Annotated in this window: 18 protein-coding genes; 13 read left to right on the top strand and 5 right to left on the bottom strand. The window is 66.0% G+C overall.

Features of this window, described 5'->3' with window-relative positions; all coding sequences use genetic code 11:
- The first annotated feature begins 263 nt into the window (after positions 1-263).
- The 9 genes from cheY to ACOCG7_RS30010 all read left to right on the top strand — a co-directional run bounded on the left by cheY (position 264) and on the right by ACOCG7_RS30010 (position 11,229).
- Positions 264-659, top strand: a complete 396-nt coding sequence (gene cheY, locus ACOCG7_RS30050; RefSeq protein ID WP_073427783.1) for a chemotaxis response regulator CheY — start codon at positions 264-266, stop codon at positions 657-659.
- Between the two features lies 1 nt (position 660).
- Positions 661-1,371, top strand: coding sequence for a protein phosphatase CheZ (gene cheZ / locus ACOCG7_RS30045; RefSeq protein WP_073427782.1), 711 nt, complete (start codon positions 661-663; stop codon positions 1,369-1,371).
- Positions 1,372-1,659: 288 nt separating this feature from the next.
- Positions 1,660-2,193, top strand: coding sequence for a DUF2844 domain-containing protein (locus tag ACOCG7_RS30040; protein ID WP_073427781.1), 534 nt, complete (start codon positions 1,660-1,662; stop codon positions 2,191-2,193).
- A 14-nt stretch (positions 2,194-2,207) separates the two neighbouring features.
- On the top strand, positions 2,208-3,509 hold the full coding sequence (locus tag ACOCG7_RS30035; protein WP_073427780.1) for a DUF3443 domain-containing protein: 1,302 nt from the start codon (positions 2,208-2,210) through the stop codon (positions 3,507-3,509).
- Positions 3,510-3,978: 469 nt separating this feature from the next.
- Entirely contained in the window at positions 3,979-5,199 is a 1,221-nt protein-coding gene (gene flhB, locus ACOCG7_RS30030; protein WP_073427779.1) for a flagellar biosynthesis protein FlhB, read from the top strand.
- Complete coding sequence (flhA, locus tag ACOCG7_RS30025) at positions 5,196-7,298, top strand: flagellar biosynthesis protein FlhA (RefSeq protein WP_073427778.1); 2,103 nt, start codon at positions 5,196-5,198, stop codon at positions 7,296-7,298. The genes flhB and flhA overlap by 4 nt, the downstream gene beginning before the upstream one ends.
- A 338-nt stretch (positions 7,299-7,636) precedes the next feature.
- Positions 7,637-9,604 carry a flagellar biosynthesis protein FlhF gene (gene flhF / locus ACOCG7_RS30020; protein WP_421378397.1) on the top strand — a complete coding sequence of 656 codons (1,968 nt, stop codon included), beginning with the start codon at positions 7,637-7,639 and terminating at the stop codon, positions 9,602-9,604.
- Positions 9,597-10,466 (top strand): AAA family ATPase, encoded by an 870-nt coding sequence (locus ACOCG7_RS30015; RefSeq protein ID WP_073427776.1) that lies wholly within the window; start codon positions 9,597-9,599, stop codon positions 10,464-10,466. The genes flhF and ACOCG7_RS30015 overlap by 8 nt, the downstream gene beginning before the upstream one ends.
- Positions 10,467-10,494: 28 nt before the next feature.
- Positions 10,495-11,229: an RNA polymerase sigma factor FliA gene (locus tag ACOCG7_RS30010; protein WP_073427919.1), complete on the top strand. Its 735-nt coding sequence runs from the start codon at positions 10,495-10,497 to the stop codon at positions 11,227-11,229.
- A 12-nt stretch (positions 11,230-11,241) separates the two neighbouring features.
- Here the strand turns inward: ACOCG7_RS30010 and ACOCG7_RS30005 are convergent, their stop codons facing one another.
- From ACOCG7_RS30005 to flgA, 5 genes are all read right to left on the bottom strand, one after another.
- Entirely contained in the window at positions 11,242-11,652 is a 411-nt protein-coding gene (locus ACOCG7_RS30005; RefSeq protein WP_073427775.1) for a type II toxin-antitoxin system HicB family antitoxin, read from the bottom strand.
- Positions 11,649-11,831, bottom strand: coding sequence for a type II toxin-antitoxin system HicA family toxin (locus tag ACOCG7_RS30000; protein WP_073427774.1), 183 nt, complete (start codon positions 11,829-11,831; stop codon positions 11,649-11,651). Before ACOCG7_RS30000 ends, ACOCG7_RS30005 begins: the two co-directional genes overlap by 4 nt.
- Before the next feature lie 315 nt (positions 11,832-12,146).
- Positions 12,147-12,593, bottom strand: a complete 447-nt coding sequence (locus ACOCG7_RS29995) for a flagella synthesis protein FlgN (protein WP_073427773.1) — start codon at positions 12,591-12,593, stop codon at positions 12,147-12,149.
- Between the two features lie 94 nt (positions 12,594-12,687).
- Positions 12,688-13,041 carry a flagellar biosynthesis anti-sigma factor FlgM gene (gene flgM / locus ACOCG7_RS29990; RefSeq protein WP_073427772.1) on the bottom strand — a complete coding sequence of 118 codons (354 nt, stop codon included), beginning with the start codon at positions 13,039-13,041 and terminating at the stop codon, positions 12,688-12,690.
- Positions 13,042-13,203: 162 nt separating this feature from the next.
- On the bottom strand, positions 13,204-14,835 hold the full coding sequence (gene flgA, locus ACOCG7_RS29985) for a flagellar basal body P-ring formation chaperone FlgA (RefSeq protein WP_073427771.1): 1,632 nt from the start codon (positions 14,833-14,835) through the stop codon (positions 13,204-13,206).
- Between the two features lie 217 nt (positions 14,836-15,052).
- Here flgA and flgB point away from each other — a divergent pair, with 217 nt between their 5' ends.
- The 4 genes from flgB (at position 15,053) to ACOCG7_RS29965 (ending at position 18,374) form a co-directional block, all read left to right on the top strand.
- On the top strand, positions 15,053-15,547 hold the full coding sequence (gene flgB, locus ACOCG7_RS29980; protein WP_073427770.1) for a flagellar basal body rod protein FlgB: 495 nt from the start codon (positions 15,053-15,055) through the stop codon (positions 15,545-15,547).
- Positions 15,548-15,660: 113 nt separating this feature from the next.
- Positions 15,661-16,086: a flagellar basal body rod protein FlgC gene (flgC, locus tag ACOCG7_RS29975; RefSeq protein WP_073427769.1), complete on the top strand. Its 426-nt coding sequence runs from the start codon at positions 15,661-15,663 to the stop codon at positions 16,084-16,086.
- Between the two features lie 10 nt (positions 16,087-16,096).
- Positions 16,097-16,819 (top strand): flagellar hook assembly protein FlgD, encoded by a 723-nt coding sequence (locus ACOCG7_RS29970; RefSeq protein WP_083085884.1) that lies wholly within the window; start codon positions 16,097-16,099, stop codon positions 16,817-16,819.
- Between the two features lie 43 nt (positions 16,820-16,862).
- Positions 16,863-18,374: a flagellar hook protein FlgE gene (locus tag ACOCG7_RS29965; RefSeq protein WP_073427767.1), complete on the top strand. Its 1,512-nt coding sequence runs from the start codon at positions 16,863-16,865 to the stop codon at positions 18,372-18,374.
- The last annotated feature ends 16 nt before the right edge of the window (positions 18,375-18,390 follow it).

The raw sequence follows: 18,390 nt of genomic DNA, 5'->3' as shown, positions 1-18,390 counted from the left end.
GACATGGGACCAGAGTAAGGCGCTAAAGCGCCAACTCTGGTCGATGCACAAGGCATGGGACCGGAGTAAGCGCTAAAGCGCAAACTCCGGTCGATGCACAAGGCATGGGACCAGAGTAAGCGCTAAAGCGCCAACTCTGGTCGATGCACAGGGCATGGGACCGGAGTAAGGCGCTAAAGCGCCAACTCCGGTCGACACAGATCGGGTTGGACGGTTGGACGGGCGGACGTGCGCCGTACCTTGGATCAAGCAAAGGGAATGAAATGGATAAGGGAATGAAGATTCTGGTGGTTGACGACTTTCCGACGATGCGCCGGATCGTTCGCAACCTGCTCAAGGAGCTCGGCTACGGCAACGTCGACGAAGCGGAAGACGGTCAGGCCGGCCTCGCGCGTCTGCGCGGCGGCACCTATGACTTCGTGATCTCCGACTGGAACATGCCGAACCTCGACGGTCTCGCCATGCTCAAGGAAATCCGCGCCGACGCGAACCTCACGCACCTGCCGGTGCTGATGGTGACGGCCGAGTCGAAGAAGGAAAACATCATCGCGGCGGCGCAGGCCGGCGCGAGCGGTTATGTCGTCAAGCCGTTCACGGCCGCGACGCTCGACGAGAAGCTCAACAAGATTCTCGAGAAGATGGCGAAAGCCGGGAGCTGATGTGGACCAGCCGACCCATGCGCATGGCGCCGAAGCGGTCAACGAGAGCGGCGACTTCGCGTCCGACCGCATCCTCGCCCGCATTGGACAACTCACGCGCACGCTGCGCGACTCGATGCGCGAACTCGGGCTCGACAAACATGTCGAGCGCGCGGCGGAAGCCGTACCCGATGCCCGCGACCGTTTGAAGTACATCGCGAACATGACCGAGCAGGCCGCCGAGCGCGTGCTGTCCTCGATCGATGTCGCGAAGCCGATCCAGGAGCAGTTGCAGAAAGACGCGGGCGAACTCGACGCGCGCTGGGAGCAGTGGTACGCGGCGCCGATCGAGCGCGAGGAAGTGCGCGCGCTGATGAACGACACGCGCAGCTTCTTGCGCGGCGTGCCCGAAGCCACCAGCGCCACCAACTCGCAACTCATGGAGATCATGCTGGCGCAGGACTTCCAGGATCTGACCGGGCAGGTCATCAAGAAGATCACGGACGTCGTGTATCTGATCGAGCAGCAATTGCTCGGCGTGCTGGTCGAGAACATCGCGCTCGAACGGCGCGAGCAGTTCGCGGCGAACGCGGCTGCACTGGCGGCCGAGGTCTCGTCGACCGGCAGTCCCGAGCACCTGCTGAACGGACCGCAGATCAACCCCGAAGGCAAGGCGGACGTGGTGCAGGACCAGTCGCAAGTCGACGATCTGCTGGCGAGCCTCGGCTTTTAAGGCGCCCTTTAACGTGCTTCGAGTGCATCGGAGCGCGTCGGCACGCCGGATGAATGAGTATGCGCAGCAAGCCGCGGGCCCGGATTTGCGTGCTGTCTGCCGACACAAACCACAGGCATACTAGGGCTTCAGGCGGCGGCGTTGGCTTGCTGCCGAGAAACAGGCGCCGGCCGGCGGCATGGTGAGGAACCCCTCCAGAATGCGGCCGTCACGGTGCCTATGATTGGTATAAATGCGGCCGGTTCGCGCGAGATGCGGACCGGGCAGCAGCTCGGGAGGAGCCTCGACATGTTGAGTTGTGTACGTCGTGCCATGTACGTTGCGGCACTCGCCTTACCCTGGTCGTTCGCAGCCGTGCAGCCCGCTCACGCGGGACTTGGCGGCACGCCGATCACCCCACCCGCGGATGCGTCGGTCTCTTCACGCACCGTGCAGCCCGCCGGCGGCGCGCAGGGCGTGATGCGCTCGGCATCCGGCGCCGCTTCTTCAAGCTCGGCTTCCGCCTCCTACACCGTGCGTGAAACCACGTTCGGCAACGGCACCCTGGTGCGCGAATACCTTGCCGCCGACGGTTCGGTGTTCGGTATTGCCTGGCGCGGTCCGCAAATGCCGGATCTGAACGATCTGCTCGGCAGCTATTTCCCGCAATACGTCGCCGGCGTGAAGTCCGTGCGCGCGGCGCGCGGCGGCGGCCACGGCCCCGTCAGGGTCGACCAGAGCGGCCTCGTCGTGCATTCGGGCGGCCACATGGGCTCGTTCTCCGGTCAGGCGTGGCTGCCCCCCGCTTTGCCTGCGGGCGTCAGCGGTTCCGACATCCAGTAATGCGAGGACGAACGATGCGAACCATGCGTATTGCCGAGAAGCTCAAGGGGTGGGTGCAGGCCGCCCTGGCCGTGGCGTTGCTGTCGGCGGTCGCCGCTTGCGGCGGTGGCGGCGACGACAGTCCCAGCTCCAGTTCCGGTTCCGGCACGTCGGGCTCGACGAGCGGCTTGCCGGCCAGCCCCACCCAGCAGCCGATTGCCGCGACCGCCGCGAATACCGTGGCGATCACGGTCGGCCCCGGTGCGACCGGGGTCATCAATATTCCGACGGTGAGCGTGACGCTCTGCGCGCCCGGCACGAACACCTGTCAGACCATCAACAACGTCCAGGTCGACACCGGTTCGTTCGGTCTGCGCGTGGTCAACTCGGTGCTGAACTCGACGATGCAGAGCGCGTTGCAGCCCAGCACCATAAGCGGCTCGCAACTCGCCGAGTGCGCGACGTTCGCGGACGGCTACACCTGGGGCACGGTGCGCACCGCGACCATCAAGATCGGCGGCGAGACGACGAGCACGGCGATTCCGGTGCAGATCATCGGCGACAAGGACGCGAGCACCGTGCCCGCGGCCTGCTCGAACACCGGCGGCTCGGCGGAAAACACAGTCAGCGATCTTGGCGCGAACGGCATTCTCGGTATCGGCACGGCGCTCACGGATTGCGGCTCGACTTGTGCGAACCCGGCGACTGCCGTCAATAGCAGCAATTACTTCGCGTGCCCGGGCGGTACTTCGTGCACGCGCGCCGCGGTGCCCGTCGCGCAACAGGTCGCCAATCCCGTCGCCAACTTCCCGACCGACAACAACGGCGTGATCGTGCAGATGCCGCCGATTCCCGATACCGGCGCGGCGTCGGCCACCGGCACGCTGGTGTTCGGCATCGGCACGCAGTCGAACAACGCGCTTGCCGCAGCCAACACGTTCACCACGGATGCCTTCGGCGATCTCACCAGGAGCGTCTTTAATGGCGCGACGGTGACGGCGTTCCTCGATTCGGGCTCGAACGGCTACTTCTTCGCGGATAGCTCGCTCACCCTGTGCGGCAGCAATTTCTCGGGCTTCTACTGCCCGTCGTCCGCGCAAACCCGGTCGATCACGCTGGTCGGAGCGAACAACGTGCAAGCGACCGCGAACATCGGCATTCTGAGCGCGTCCACGCTGTTCGGCAGCGGCAACAAGTTCGCGTACAACGACCTGGCCGGGCAGCTCGGCAGCAGCACGGCCTTCGATCTCGGTTTGCCGTTTTTCTACGGCCGCTACGTGTACCACGGCTTCGATAAGAGGGCGAGCGGCGGCCAGGCGCCTTACGTGGCGTTTTAACGCACTGCGCTGAAATGTGAGAAACGGTCCGGCGCCCGCGCGAAAGCGCGCGGGCGCCGGGCTTGCTTCGCGGCTGTTTCGCCATCGCTGGCGTGCCGCCTTAGCCATGATTCACCAAGGCTGCCTTGCCACTGCAACGTCGCTAGTTGGCCGCTTCACCGCCGCTGCCTTGTCGCTCACCGCCGCTGGCTTGTCGCTTCACCGCCGCTGCTTCGTCGCTTCACCGCCGTTGGCTTGTCGCTCACCGCCGCTGGCTTGTCGCTTCACCGCCGCTGGCTTGTCGCTCACCGCCGCCGCTTCGCCGCTTCACCCCCGCGTCCGCACGGCTTCTCCGCCGTTTCCCCACGGCGTCATCCGCCGAAATACCCCCCTTTCTCCGCCCTTATCCGCCGATCGGCCCTTGCGCCCAGCGTGAATAATCGCTCTCACTGGAAAGAGGCGCCGTGCCTCGCCCGACTGGAGAGCTTTTGTGGCAGAGGATAGCGACCTCGAAAAAACCGAATCAGCCACGCCCCGGCGCCTCGAAAAGGCGCGCGAGGAAGGGCAGATCGTGCGCTCGCGGGAACTGTCGACGTTCGCGCTGCTGGCGGCGGGGTTCTTCGGCGTGTGGGGCATGTCGGGCAGCATCGGCGAGCATCTGCAGGGCATGCTGCGTGCGGCCTTCACGTTCGATCACGGCGCGGTGTTCGAGACCCGCCGCATGCTGATCGGCGCGGGCGCGGCGAGCCGCGAGGGGCTGTACGCGCTGCTGCCGATCCTCGGCTTCACCGGCGCCGCCGCCTTGCTCGCGCCGATGGCGCTGGGCGGCTGGCAGCTGTCAGCGAAAGGCCTCGAACCCAAGTTCGACCGCCTCAATCCGATTGCCGGCCTCGGCAAGATATTTTCGATCAACGGACCGATCCAGCTCGGCATGTCGCTCGCGAAGACGCTGGTGGTGGGCATCATCGGCGGCACCGCGATCTGGAACCGCCGCGAGGAGATTCTCGCGCTGGCGACCCAGCCGTTGCACCTCGCGCTGTCCAACGCCATGCATCTGATCGCCGTCTGCTGCGGCATGACGGTGGCGGGCATGTTCGTCGTGGCCGCGCTGGATGTGCCGTATCAACTGTGGCAGTTCCACAAGAAACTGCGCATGACGAAGGAAGAAGTGAAGCGCGAACATCGCGAAAGCGAAGGCGACCCGCACGTGAAGGGCCGCATCCGCCAGCAGCAGCGCGCAATCGCCCGCCGCCGCATGATGACCCACGTGCCCAAGGCCGACGTGGTCGTGACGAACCCGACGCACTTCGCGGTCGCGCTGCAGTACACCGACGGCGAGATGCGCGCGCCGAAGGTCGTCGCCAAGGGCGTGAACCTGGTGGCCGCGCGGATTCGCGAGATCGCCGCCGAGAACAACGTGCCGTTGCTGGAAGCGCCGCCGCTCGCGCGGGCGCTGTATCACAACGTCGATTTGAACCGCGAGATTCCGGGCCCGCTGTATGGCGCGGTCGCCGAAGTGCTCGCGTGGGTGTATCAGTTGCGGCGCTTCAAGACCGAAGGCGGCGTCGCGCCGGTCGCGCCGACCGAATTCGACGTGCCCGCCGAACTCGACAAGGGCGGTGTGCCGGCCGAAGAAGCCGCGCAGGAAGCCGCCGACGCGCTCAATCCCCTCAACCCAGATAACGACGACGCTTCAGGAGCCTCCGCATGAACGCTCGCGCCGGTTTCCTCGCCCGAAGGCCCGATGCCTTGAGCGGCACCAATTTGCGCGCCCTCGCCGGGCCGGTGCTGATCTGCATGATCCTCGGCATGATGATCCTGCCGTTGCCGCCGTTTCTGCTCGATCTGCTGTTCACTTTCAACATCGCGCTTTCCGTGATGGTGCTGCTCGTCAGCATGTACACGATGAAGCCGCTCGACTTCGCCGCGTTCCCGAGCGTGCTGCTGTTCTCCACGCTCCTGCGCCTGTCGCTGAACGTGGCCTCCACGCGGGTCGTGCTGCTCGAGGGCCACACCGGCCCGGACGCGGCGGGCCAGGTGATCGAGTCGTTCGGCCACTTCCTCGTGGGCGGCAACTTCGCGGTCGGTATCGTCGTCTTCATCATTTTGATGGTGATCAACTTCATGGTGATCACCAAGGGCGCGGGGCGGATCGCGGAAGTGTCCGCGCGCTTCACGCTCGACGCGATGCCCGGCAAGCAGATGGCGATCGACGCCGATCTGAACGCCGGCCTCATCAACGAGGAACAGGCCCGCAAGCGCCGCTCCGAAGTCTCGCAGGAAGCCGAGTTCTACGGCTCGATGGACGGCGCGAGCAAGTTCGTGCGCGGCGATGCGATCGCCGGTTTGCTGATCATGGTGATCAACATCTTCGGCGGGCTGATCGTCGGGATGGTGCAGCATGGGATGGACTTCGCGTCCGCCGGCAAGAACTACACGCTGCTCACGATCGGCGACGGCCTCGTCGCACAGATTCCGTCGCTGGTCATTTCGACCGCGGCCGGCGTGATCGTCTCGCGCGTGGCCACCAACGAAGACATCGGCACGCAGTTGACCGGCCAGCTTTTCACGAATCCGCGCGTGCTGGCGATCACCGGCTGCATTCTCGTGCTGATGGGCCTGATTCCGGGCATGCCGCACTTCGCGTTTCTGATTCTCGGCGGCGGCCTGATCCAGCTTGGCCGCACGATGAAGAAGCGCGCCGAGGAACGCAAGAACACCACCGCGCTCGTCGATGTCGCGCCGGCCGCGATGGCGCCGGTCGAAAACACCGAAGCAAGCTGGGACGACGTGACGATGATCGACACGCTCGGCCTCGAAGTGGGCTACCGGCTGATTCCGCTCGTCGACAAGAACTCGGACGGCGAACTGCTCAAGCGGATCAAGAGCATCCGCAAGAAGTTCGCGCAGGAAATCGGCTTCCTGCCGCCGGTCATTCATATCCGCGACAACCTCGAATTGCGGCCGAACGGTTATCGGATTGCGTTGAAGGGCGTGGAAGTGGGCGTCGGCGAAGCGTATCCGGGCCAGTGGCTCGCGATCAATCCCGGCCAGGTGTCGGCCGCGCTGCCGGGCACGCCCACGCAGGACCCGGCGTTCGGCTTGCCGGCCATCTGGATCGATACGAATCTGCGCGAGCAGGCGCAGGTGTACGGCTACACGGTGGTCGATTCGAGCACGGTCGTGGCGACGCACCTGAATCATCTCGTCGTGACGCACGCGTCCGAACTGCTCGGCCGCCGCGAAGTGCAGGCGCTGCTCGAACGCATGCAGAAGGACACGCCGTCGCTGGTCGACGATCTGGTGCCGAAGACGCTGCCGCTCACCACGCTGCAAAAGGTGCTGCAAAACCTGCTGGAAGAAGGCGTGCCGATCCGCGACATGCGCACGATTCTGGAGGCGCTCTCCGAGCACACGCCGAAGATCACCGACGCGCACGATCTCACCGCCGCCGTGCGCCTCGCGCTCGGCCGCGCGATCACGCAGCAGTGGTTTCCCGGCACCGGCGACATGCAGGTGATGGGCCTCGACTCGAACCTGGAGCGCGTGCTGTCGCAGGCGCTCTCCACCGGTTCCAATCCGGGTCTCGAGCCGGGCCTCGCGCATACGTTGATGAATGAAACGCAGAAGGCGATGACGCGTCAGCAGAATCTCGGGCTCGCGCCCGTGCTGCTGGTGCAGCATGCGTTGCGGCCGATGCTCGCGCGCTTCCTGCGCCGCAGCCTGCCGCAGTTGAAGGTGTTGTCGTATGCGGAAGTGCCCGATACGCGCAACATCAAGGTGGTGAATCTGATCGGCGCGCAGGGTTGAGCCCGTTGCAGCGATAGTCGACCGCGGCCCGATTACCCCCGTTGCAATCAGCCGGCGCTCATCGAGCGCCGGTTTTCATTTCCGCGCCTGACTTTTCATGCGGCGAGCGGCCTGCTCGGTGCAAGCTCCATGCGCGAAAGCTCCGCTCACTTCGGCGCTGAACGAACCGTTCGACACCGCCGCGGGCGTGAAGCGCGGCGCGTGTCCATCGTCCGAATTGCCCGCCTTTAACGGTCTTTATCCATCGATCGTGAGGTGACGGGTTTCGCAATAATGATCTCAATGGGAAGCGGTATATCGCCGGTCCGTTCGTCCGTTTACCTCATCGGGGGTCCAGCTTGAACATTCGTAAATTTGTCGGTGCCAACAGTCGTGATGCTTTGCGTCTGGTGCGCGAAGCCTTGGGCGCGGACGCGGTCGTCCTGTCCAATCGCAGGATGGACGACGGCAGCGTCGAGATCGTCGCACTGGCCGACAGCGACCTCGCCGCCATCACGCCGAAAGCGCCGCGCGTAAGCGCAAGCGCAAGCGCGGGCGCGGGCGCGGGCGCGCCGCAAGCTGTGTCGATGAATGCAGCGGCGGGACAGCAGGCATCGGCAAGCGCCCCCGTCGCACCGCGCGCCATGCCGACCGCACAGCCGATGCAGCCGAATCCGTACGCGAGCGGCATGCCCGATGTGTTCTCGTCGGTGTTCGGCGCAAGCCCGGAAGCCGGGGCCGAGAACCTGGGCGGCAATGCGGCCGATAGCGGCTTGCTGAACGCGAACGCGCCGGCCGACGAAGCGCCGCTTGCCGCCGCCAAACCGGCTGCGGCTCCGTTGCCGAAAGCGGCGCTGCCGGGCGCGCCCAAAGCGTCGCCCGCCGCGCCGCAGTCGCAACCCATCAGCATCGAACAGCCGAGCGCCCGCGCCGCGGCGACGCGTCTCACCGAAGACATCCGCGCCGACATGTTGAAGGCCGCCGCCGCGTCGGCGTCTGAAGCGCAAGCGCCGCGCACGATGGCCGAATCGAATCCCTGGCTGATCGACCACGCTCGCCGCATCGCCGCCGAGCAGCAGGAACAAGGCGCATACAGCGCGCGCCCCGCGACGATGACGCCGGCCGCCGCGATGGCGAAAGGCTTGGGCGCCGCCGTCGAACCGGTCAAGGCCGCTGCCCGGCCGGCCGCGCCGCAAGCCGCCGACGCGCCCGAATGGGCTCGCGAAGCCGCGCAAGTCGCCGCGCGCCGCGCCGCACAGAAAATCGCGCCGTCGCAGGCCTCGGGCGACGACGCCCGCGCCCCGGCCGCCGTCGCCGAAGCGATCAAGCTGCGCATGGAGCAGGTCGTCAACGAGACCGTGATGAGCGAACTCTCGTCGATGCGCGACATGATGGAAGAACACTTCGCGGGTCTCTTGTGGGGCGACCGCCAGCGCCGCAACCCGGCGCGCGCCGCGCTCACCAAGCATCTGTTCGCCGCCGGTTTCTCGGCGCAGCTCGTGCAGATGATGGTGGACAACCTGCCGCAAGACGTCGAGGACATGGACGGCGGCATGGAATGGGTGCGCTCGGTGCTCGCCTCGAATCTGCCGGTGATGGAAGACGAAGACACGCTGATGGAGCGCGGCGGCGTGTTCGCGCTGATGGGTCCGACCGGCGTCGGCAAGACGACGACCACCGCCAAGCTCGCCGCGCGCTGCGTGATGCGCTTCGGCGCCAGCAAGGTCGCGCTCCTCACCACCGACAGCTACCGGATCGGCGGCCACGAACAACTGCGCATCTTCGGCAAGATTCTCGGCGTGTCGGTTCACGCGGTGAAAGACGGCGCCGACCTGCAACTCGCGCTCTCCGAACTGCGCAACAAGCACATCGTACTGATCGACACGATCGGCATGAGCCAGCGCGACCGGCTCGTGTCCGACCAGATCGCGATGCTGTGCCGCGCCGGTCAGCCGGTGCAGCGCCTGCTGCTGCTCAACGCGACGAGCCACGGCGACACGCTCAACGAAGTCGTGCAGGCGTATCAGCGCGCGCCGGATCAACAGCCGCTCGCCGGCTGCATTCTGACCAAGCTCGACGAAGCCACGAATCTCGGCGGCGTGCTCGACACGGTGATCCGCTACAAGCTGCCGGTGCACTACGTGTCGACCGGTCAGAAGGTGCCGGAGAACCTGTACGTCGCCACGAAGAAATTCCTGATCAAGAGCGCGTTCTGCATTCCGCGCGACCACTCTCCGTTCGTGCCGCACGACGACGACATTCCGGCGCTGCTGTCCGCGCTGTCCGCACGCTCGACGGCCGAACTGCACGAGGTCCGCTTTGGATAAGCTCATCCAGGACCAGGCGGAAGGACTGCGGCGCCTGCTGGCGCGCAGCGGCTCGCGCGTGATCGCGGTGGCGGGCGGCTCGGCCGGCGTCGGCTGCACGACGACGGTGGTGAACCTCGCCGCGGCGCTCGCGCAGCAGGGCAAGGACGTGCTCGTGATCGACGAATGCCTTGGCGCGAGGTCGGTGAGCGCGATGCTCGGCGGCGTGCGCGGCGCGGGCAACCTGGCCGCCGTGATGCGCGGCGAGATGACGCTCGACGACGCCGCCGCGCGGCACGCGCTCGGCTTCTCGCTGCTGGCCGCCTCGCGTCTGAATCGCGAAGCCCACGCGAGCGCGCGGTTCGACGTGGTGTTGCACGGTTCCGCCGACATTGTGTTGATCGACGCGCAGCTCGACGAGCATGGCCAGTTGTCCCCGCTCGCGATGCAGGCGCACGACGTGATGATCGTCACGCGAGTCGCCGCACAGGCGATCACCGATTCCTACGCGTGCATGAAGCGCCTGCACTACGCGCACGCCACCGCGCAGTTTCGCGTGCTGGTGAACCACGTGCAAAGCGTGGACGACGCCCGCACCGCTTTTGCAAACCTGGCCGGCGTGGCCGGACGCTACCTGACGGTGGCGCTGGAAGACGCCGGTTGCATTGCCGCCGATGCGCGGATGGCCCGAGCCCTGGCGTTGTCGCGTTGTGTCGTCGATGCATTCCCATCGACACCGGCTGCGCGCGACTTCCGGCACCTCGCCGCCGAATTGCAGTACTGGCCGATGCGGCCAGCGATGTCGTCGCAGACGCCCTGGAGGGCGCCTGCGGCAGTTACAGCGGCGCAACACGCCGACCAACCGTCTGCGCAGCACGCCTGAGAGGCGGCACATGGACAAGGGGAGCACGATGTATAACGCTCAGGGAAAGATTTCCCAAGCCGAGGTACTGACGAAGTACGCACCGCTGGTGCGGCGCCTGGGCTTGCAGCTCGTTGCCAAAATGCCGGCGAGCGTCGATCTCGACGATCTGATTCAAGCCGGCATGATTGGTCTGCTGGACGCGGCGAGCCGCTACAAGGAAGACCAGGGCGCGCAGTTCGAGACCTACGCGAGCCAGCGGATTCGCGGCGCGATGCTCGACGAATTGCGCAGCAACGACTGGTTGCCGCGCAGCTTGCGGCGCACTTCGCGCGAAGTGGAAACCGCGGTGCACAAGGTCGAACAGAATCTGGGCCGCTCGGCGAGCGAAACCGAGATTGCCGAACACCTGCAAATGCCGCTCGACGAATATCAGTCGATGCTTCAGGACTTGCACGGCAGCCAGTTGATCTATTACGAAGACTTCGACCGTTCCGCCGACGACGAGCCGTTTCTCGACCGCTATTGCGTCGATCATTCGGATCCGCTCTCGGCGCTGCTGGATGACAGCCTGCGCTCGGCGCTGGTCGAAGCGATCGACCGCCTGCCGGAACGCGAGAAGCTGCTGATGTCGCTCTACTACGAACGCGGCATGAACCTGCGCGAAATCGGCGCGGTGATGGAAGTTAGCGAATCGCGGGTGTGCCAGTTGCACAGCCAGGCTGTGGCGCGCTTGCGCACGCGCCTGCGGGAAATGGCCTGGGCGAACGCCGAGGCGTCTTGAGCGCCGGCTTTCTCACGCGTTAGCCATCTCATGTTCGGCGGCCAGCGCGAGAAATGCGGAGCGCGACATGCCGCGCGCCCGCGCATAGATGTCGATGTCGTGGACCAGCGCCTCGGGCAGCGAGATATTGATGCGCACCGCCTTCTTCAACGCGGGAATGTTCCGGGTGGTCACGAAACCCCACGTGAAACCCGCGTAGTCGGGATTACGCCGATGCGTTTCGAGCGCGAGCCGTTCGGGGATCGGCAAGCCTTCGTCGAGCAGCGTGTCCAGATGCGCCTCGATCGCTTCCTTCGCGTTCGCGTAGGCCTCTTCCAGCGTATCGCCCGCTGAATGACAACCCGGAATGTCGGGAACCACCACGCCGAACGCGTGGTGCGCGTCGCCCGGTTCGATCGCGATCGGGAAAATCAGGTTTTTCATTTCAGACCCGCCTGTTTCAAGATGCTGTTCAATGTGCCGGGCGGAAGATCCCGCCTTGGATGCGGGATGGTCACGAGACCGGCTTTTACCGCGTGCCGGAAATGATGGTGACTGCCCGATATGCGGACCAGCCGCCACCCATCCATGTGAAGCAGTTTGACGACCTCGGCACTGTTCATATCGCACTCCCTGAATCATACACACCATTACACAACCTCGCTAGTGGTTAACGCTCCGCGTGGCTCGTCTCAAGTGGCGTAAAAACGCTCCGGGTGACGGCGGAGAACCTCAGTAGGGGACGTGGTGATTTTGATGGCGGCAGATGCGTTCGCGCCACCTGGCCGGATGGCTAACGTCAGCGCGAAAACGCGCGACGCCCATGGCGGGCACGGCGGAAAAGCAAAAGGGCTCGCCGAAAGACGAGCCCTTTGGTGTTCATTCAATGCGGTTGTATCGAAGCGCAATGCAACCGCGCGCGGGTCCCGCGAATCGCGTCACACGGCGGCGCGTGCGGGAATCCGGCCGTCCGGTCCGTAAAAACCGGCCTTCTGCGGCATGGCCACCTGGAGCGCCGTGAGCGCGCGCTGGTTGTAGTCCATGCGCACGCGGATCAGTTCGCCGTTGCTCGCGTTCAAGCGCCGCGCGCGATCGGCGGCCTTTTGCAGCAGCGACCATTGGCCGGCGATCCGCGCGTCGGTGCTGGCCGCGAGTTCCATGCCGGACCAGCCGGCGGGAAAGCCCATCTCGGCGAGCAGCGCGTCGCGCGTGGTTTCGAGCTTGGCGAGCACGCCGATCAGCTCGGTTTTCTTCTCCACGATGGGCGGCAGCAATTCCAGCGGCGACAAGGCCGTCAGCGCCCTGGTTTCGAGCGTCAGAATCGAGGCGAACGCCTCGACGGCCGAATATTCTTCGGTGAGGGTGGCAAGCAGGGCGTCTTTCATGTCAACAACTCGCTGAACACGAGGGCTCGCGCGGATGCCGCGAGCCGGGTTGGTCGAATGCCGCCCGGCACGTCACCGTACTTCGATGCGTCGATTAGTTGCCGGTCGACGAGGTTTTGTTTTGCAGCAGTTCGCGCGCGGTGTTCAGCACGCCGTCGGCGATCTTGCCGGAATCGATCTGCAGCGAGCCGTCCTTGATGGCCTGCTTGATCGACTCGACGTGCGCCGTGTCGATGTCGGCCGAACCGGTCGCCGCGAGGCTGCGCAGATGCTGCGACAGACCCGACAGGCTGACGCTGGCGTCGCCGGAACCGCTGGTGGAGGTCTGCGGGGCGGAGCCCGCACTCTGCGCGCTGCTGTTCGCGGCCGTCGCGTCGCTTGCTTGCGAACGGGAGAGGGCGTCTTTCAACGTCGGCAGACTGGACTTGGTTGTGGAATCGACTTTCACGATTGGCTTCCTGAACGATTTGATCCTGATAACGGCAATCGCAGATCAAAACTTTAGCGCAATCGCTCGATCTTTTTCCTTGTCTTTCAAGGGGATCCGGCCCCGGCGCGGACCTGCCGCCTGTCGTGGACCCCGCCGCGTTCGAGCGGATGCGGCGCCGGTTCATAGCTGAATCTCAACGGTCGCGCCGTCTTTCACGACGCCGGAAATCACCTGGCCGTTGGCTGTCTTCACCCGCACCTGCTGACCCGGCGACGCGTTGTTCATCGCGCTGCCTTCGGCCGAAATCGCGAAACCCTCGCCGGCCGCGACGACCCGCACCGTCTGTCCGATCGACACCGCCGACGCGCTCTTCAGCATGTCGCGGCGCAGCGGCATGCCGGCCGCGACGCGCGTGAGCGTGACCGAGCCGACCGCCTGCGACGGGTCCGTCACGATCGCTTGCGGCAAGCCGGTCAGGTCGCCGTCGCGCGCGACGAGGTCGGCGGCGTTGAGCACTTCGCCCGGCGCCATCGCGCGGGCGGCCAGATAGTAGGTGGCGCGCAGCGAGATGCGCGCCTGCAGGTAGATGGTCCAGGGCTTCTCGCCGGCGCAGCGCACGCCGACGGTCATGCGGCCCCACAGGCGCGCGCCGCTCGGCATGAACGGCTCGATCATCGAGCAGGCGGCGAGGCCGCGCGGAAACGCCGGTGCGACGGTGATCTCGACCTTGCCGGGCAAGCCGGCGGATTGCTGCTGCAAGAACGCGAGCGCGGCGTTGCGGATCGCCTCCGGGTCCTGCTGGCCGGGCAGCGGCGCGGCTTGCATGGGCTGTGCGGCTTGTGCGGCTTGCATGGGCTGGGCGGCGCGCGGATTCTGCGCTGCGGCGGACGCGGTCGCCTGGCGCCTGGCCGGCGTGCGCGCGAGCGTGGCGGGCATCGGCGCTTGAATCGACGCCGGTGCCGGCACGGCAGCCGTCCTGGTCACGATCGGCTTGCCGTTCGCGCCGAACTGCGGCGGCTCGCCGCGCGAGGCCAAGGTGTCGAAGCCGGCGGGCGCGGACGCGCCAGCCGGTACATCGAGCGACGCCTTGCCCGGCGCATTGGCCGCCACCGGCTGCACGCCAGCGGCTTGCCGTGCGCTGTTTGCCTTCGGCGCCGGGGTGACGACCACCGGCACGAGCTGGCGCGAACCCGGCGCGACGTTGAGCTTGGCGAGGCCAGCCGCCGGATCGGCGACCGCAGCGGGAATCGTCACGACGCCATTCGCGTCGGGCCTGAAACTGGTGCGGACCATTTGCGGCGCAGCGGGCGCTTCTCCCGCGCCCGCATTGCCGCCCCCAGCGGGAATCGTCACGACGCCATTCGCGTCGGGCTTGAAACCGGTGCGGATCATCTGCGGCGCGGCCGGCGCTTCGCCCGCGCCCGGAATGACGATCGAGCCACTCGCGTTGGCGGCGCGCGTGAATTGATCGGCGTCGCGCGCGGCCGGGCCTGCCTTGAGCGATTGCGCGGTGGCCGCGGCGAGCGTCGCGGCGGTGCCCGCGCGTTTCGCGGGCGTCGTCTGCATGTGTTCGGCGAGTTCCGCGAGCGCGGCCGGATTCTTTTCTCCGGGGCCGGGAATCACGATCGGGCCGCCGGCTTCCTCAGCCTGCGCGGCATGCGCCATCAATAGCGCGCCGGCCGGCACGCATAGCGCCGAACTCACGATGAGCCGCGTCGCGAGGCGCGCGCCGAGGCGAACCGCGCCCCGGCCCACGCGATGCGCCGCCGCACGGCTCGCGCGGCGCGTCGGATCGAAAGTGGGTTGGGGCATCGCGTTTCTCCATCGAATGCATCGGTACGCCTTGCATTCTAGTGAGCGCCCCCTTTGCGCAAACGTTGAATAGAAGCCCCCTTTCCCGGTTATTCGTCCGATTGCCGCTTGCGTCCGGCCCATAAGATGCACCTCATGCAAAAAGGTCTTCCCGCCTGATGCAGTCCTCACGCGAGGCACGCACGGGAAGCCTCGGGAACGTACTCCGGAGATGCTTATGCTGGACAAACTCGATGCCGAATTCGCCTTTGGCCGTGAAGCGCTCGATGTGCGCGCTTACCGGCAGGAGCTGCTGTCGTCGAACATCGCCAACGCCGATACCCCCGGCTACAAGGCGCGCGACGTCGACTTCGCCTCGTCGCTCGCCGGCGCGCTGAAGAAAACCGGCGGCGGCGCCGGCGTGGCCGCGTCGAACCATTCGACGCTCGCGATGGCGCAGCCCGCGGGCGTGACGGGCGGCATGTCGATGGCGGCGACCACGCCGGGCCACATGTCCGGCAAGACGACGCTCGCGCCGAGCGGCGGCACGCCCGACGACTACAGCAAGCTGCAATACCGCATTCCGACGCAGCCCGCGCTCGACGGCAACACGGTCGACATCGACACCGAGCGGGTGCAGTTCGCGGACAACACGCTGCATTTCGAATCGGGCATGACGGTGTTGTCGAGCCAGATCAAGACGATGCTGGCCGCGATCCAGTCGGGTTCGTGATCCGCATCGGCAGCTTCGACGCGCGGATGTAACGCGGCGGCGAGACGACTCGTGCCGCCGCGGCAACCGGGCAAAAAACAATCGCTACGGGATTTAAGGAGAGGTCAGCAACCATGCCATCCCTGATGAATATTTTCGGCGTTGCCGGCTCCGCGATGTCCGCGCAGTCGCAACGGCTCAACGTGACGGCGTCCAACCTCGCCAACGCGGACAGCACGACGGGCCCGGACGGCCAGCCGTACAAGGCCAAGCAGGTCGTGTTCGCGGTGAGCCCGATCGGCGGCGCGCGCTCGGGCTCGGGCCAGCAGGTCGGCGGCGTGCAGGTCACCGGCGTGGTCGACGATCCGACGCCGATGAAGACCGCCTACGACCCCGGCAACCCGGCGGCCAACGCGGACGGCTACGTCACCTTGCCCAACGTCGACCCGGTGCAGGAAATGGTCAACATGATCTCGGCGTCGCGCTCGTACCAGGCCAACGTCGAGACCCTGAACACCGCCAAGACATTGATGCTGAAAACGCTCACGATCGGAACCTGAGGAGAGCCCCTTGACCACCAATACCTCCATCGGCAGCAACGGCACGAACGTGTCGCAGACGCTGCTCGATACGATGAACGGCACGGGCAGTGCCAGCAGTTCGACGAGCTCGACGACGGGCACCTCGGGCACCTCGGCGAGCGATTTGCAGAATACCTTTCTGCAACTGCTCGTCACGCAGTTGAAGAACCAGGACCCGACGAGTCCGATGGACAGCTCGCAGATGACCTCGCAACTCGCGCAGATCAATACGGTCTCGGGCATCGGCCAGTTGAACACGACGCTCAGTTCGCTGGCGACGCAGCTTTCCGCGGGCCAGCAGTCGCAGGCCGCGCTGCTGATCGGCTCCACCGTGCTCGCGCCGGGCAGTTCGGTGAGCGTCGCGAGCGGCAAGGCCAGCGCGTTCGGCGTGCAGCTCGCCAACCCGGTGAGCGATCTGCAAGTGGTGGTAAAGAACTCCGCCGGCCAGATCGTCAACACGCTCGACCTCGGCAAGCAGTCCGCCGGCACGATTCCGGTGGGCTGGACGCCGACCGACTCCGCCGGCAACACGCTCCCCGACGGCACCTACACGATCAGCGCGGTCGGCACGATCAACGGCCAGCAGGCGACGGCCACCACGCTCTCGGGCGCGACCGTGCAAAGCGTCGTCACGCAGAGCAGCGGCACGCCGGGCCTCGTGCTGTCGAACGGCACGACGGTGGGGCTGACCAGCGTCGCCGCGATCCTCTGATTCAAGTTCAGTTAGTTACGACTTTCCAGATACGGAGACCGTCATGGGTTACCAACAAGGTTTGAGTGGTTTGTCCGCCTCGTCGAGCGATCTCGACGTGATCGGCAACAACATCGCCAACGCGAATACGGTTGGCTTCAAGAGCGGCACCGCCCAGTTCGCGGACATGTACGCCAATTCGGTGGCGACCGCGGTCGGCAACCAGATCGGCATCGGCACCAAGCTGTCGGAAGTGCAGCAACAGTTCTCGCAAGGCACGATCACGAGCACCAACCAGGCGCTCAACGTCGCGATCAACGGCAACGGCTTCTTCCAGTTGTCGAACAACGGCTCGCTCGTGTACTCGCGCAACGGCGTGTTCCAGCTCGACAAGAACGGCTTCATCACCAATGCGCAAGGCTTGCAGTTGATGGGTTACGCCGCCAACAGCGCGGGCATCATCAACACCGCGCAGACCGTGCCGCTCAGCGTGCCGACCGCGAACATCGCACCGAAAGCGACCACCAACATCGCCGCCGGCCTGAACCTGAACGCGCAGGACCCGCTGATGCTCGGCACGCCGACCGTGACGGCCGGCGGCGCCAACACCGGCACGCTCACCACGCCTGGCGCGACCATCACGAACACCGCGTCGGGCACGAACAACGACACCTACACCGTCAACTTCACGAGCCCGACCACCTACACGGTCACCGACACCACGCTCGGCACGACGAGCGCCGCCGCCACGTACACGGCCGGCAGCGCGATCTCGCTGGGCAACGGCCAGACCATCACGTTCAACGGCGTGCCGGCGGCGAGCGACAGCTACACGATCGCGCCGACCCCGGTGGCGTTCAACCAGAACAGTTCGTCGACGTATAACTACTCGACCAGCACGACGGTCTACGACACGCTCGGCGGCTCGCAGACCGTCAACATGTATTTCGCCAAGACCTCGGCGGGCACGTGGAACGTGTACGCGGGCACCTCGACCGGCGCCGCCAGCCTGGTCGGCCACGCGAACTTCAATTCGTCGGGCACGCTGCTCGGCACGACCGACGCGTCCGGCACCGCCACCACCACGCCCTACGTGTTCGACTTCTCGATTCCGAACACCGACGGTTCGGCGACGCCGCAAAGCCTCACGCTGAACATCTCCGGCACGACGCAGTACGGCGGCAAGAACGGCGTGAACTCGCTGCAGCCCGACGGCTACGCGGCCGGCACGCTGACCAGCTTCACGATCGCCGCCGACGGCACGCTGACCGGCAACTACTCGAACCAGCAAACCGCCGCGCTCGGCCAGATCGCGCTCGCGAACTTCTCGAACCAGAACGGCCTCGTGAACCTCGGCAACAACGAGTTCCAGCAGACCTCCGCGTCGGGCGTCGCGCAGATTTCCGCGCCGGGCTCGACCAACCACGGCGTGCTGCAAGGCGGCGCGGTGGAAAACTCGAACGTCGATCTGACGAGCGAACTGGTGGATCTGATCACCGCGCAACGCAACTATCAGGCGAACGCGCAGACGATCAAGACCCAGCAGACCGTCGACCAGACCCTGATCAACCTGTAAGCGACCGGGACCCACT

The organism is Paraburkholderia sp. DD10 (assembly GCF_049177125.1).
Taxonomy (GTDB): domain Bacteria; phylum Pseudomonadota; class Gammaproteobacteria; order Burkholderiales; family Burkholderiaceae; genus Paraburkholderia; species Paraburkholderia terricola.
Note: the sequence above shows the minus strand (reverse complement) of the source record. Positions and strands in the feature narration are given on the sequence as shown.

Bases quoted from the DNA above. Each gene is read 5' to 3' on its own strand.
- cheY (WP_073427783.1), top strand. From the start codon at position 264: ATGGATAAGGGAATGAAGATTCTGGTGGTTGACGACTTTCCGACGATG.
- ACOCG7_RS30040 (WP_073427781.1), top strand. From the start codon at position 1,660: ATGTTGAGTTGTGTACGTCGTGCCATGTACGTTGCGGCACTCGCCTTA.
- ACOCG7_RS30035 (WP_073427780.1), top strand. From the start codon at position 2,208: ATGCGAACCATGCGTATTGCCGAGAAGCTCAAGGGGTGGGTGCAGGCC.
- flhA (WP_073427778.1), top strand. From the start codon at position 5,196: ATGAACGCTCGCGCCGGTTTCCTCGCCCGAAGGCCCGATGCCTTGAGC.
- ACOCG7_RS30010 (WP_073427919.1), top strand. From the start codon at position 10,495: ATGTATAACGCTCAGGGAAAGATTTCCCAAGCCGAGGTACTGACGAAG.
- ACOCG7_RS30005 (WP_073427775.1), bottom strand. From the start codon at position 11,652: ATGAAAAACCTGATTTTCCCGATCGCGATCGAACCGGGCGACGCGCAC.
- ACOCG7_RS30000 (WP_073427774.1), bottom strand. From the start codon at position 11,831: ATGAACAGTGCCGAGGTCGTCAAACTGCTTCACATGGATGGGTGGCGG.
- ACOCG7_RS29995 (WP_073427773.1), bottom strand. From the start codon at position 12,593: ATGAAAGACGCCCTGCTTGCCACCCTCACCGAAGAATATTCGGCCGTC.
- flgA (WP_073427771.1), bottom strand. From the start codon at position 14,835: ATGCCCCAACCCACTTTCGATCCGACGCGCCGCGCGAGCCGTGCGGCG.
- flgB (WP_073427770.1), top strand. From the start codon at position 15,053: ATGCTGGACAAACTCGATGCCGAATTCGCCTTTGGCCGTGAAGCGCTC.
- flgC (WP_073427769.1), top strand. From the start codon at position 15,661: ATGCCATCCCTGATGAATATTTTCGGCGTTGCCGGCTCCGCGATGTCC.
- ACOCG7_RS29965 (WP_073427767.1), top strand. From the start codon at position 16,863: ATGGGTTACCAACAAGGTTTGAGTGGTTTGTCCGCCTCGTCGAGCGAT.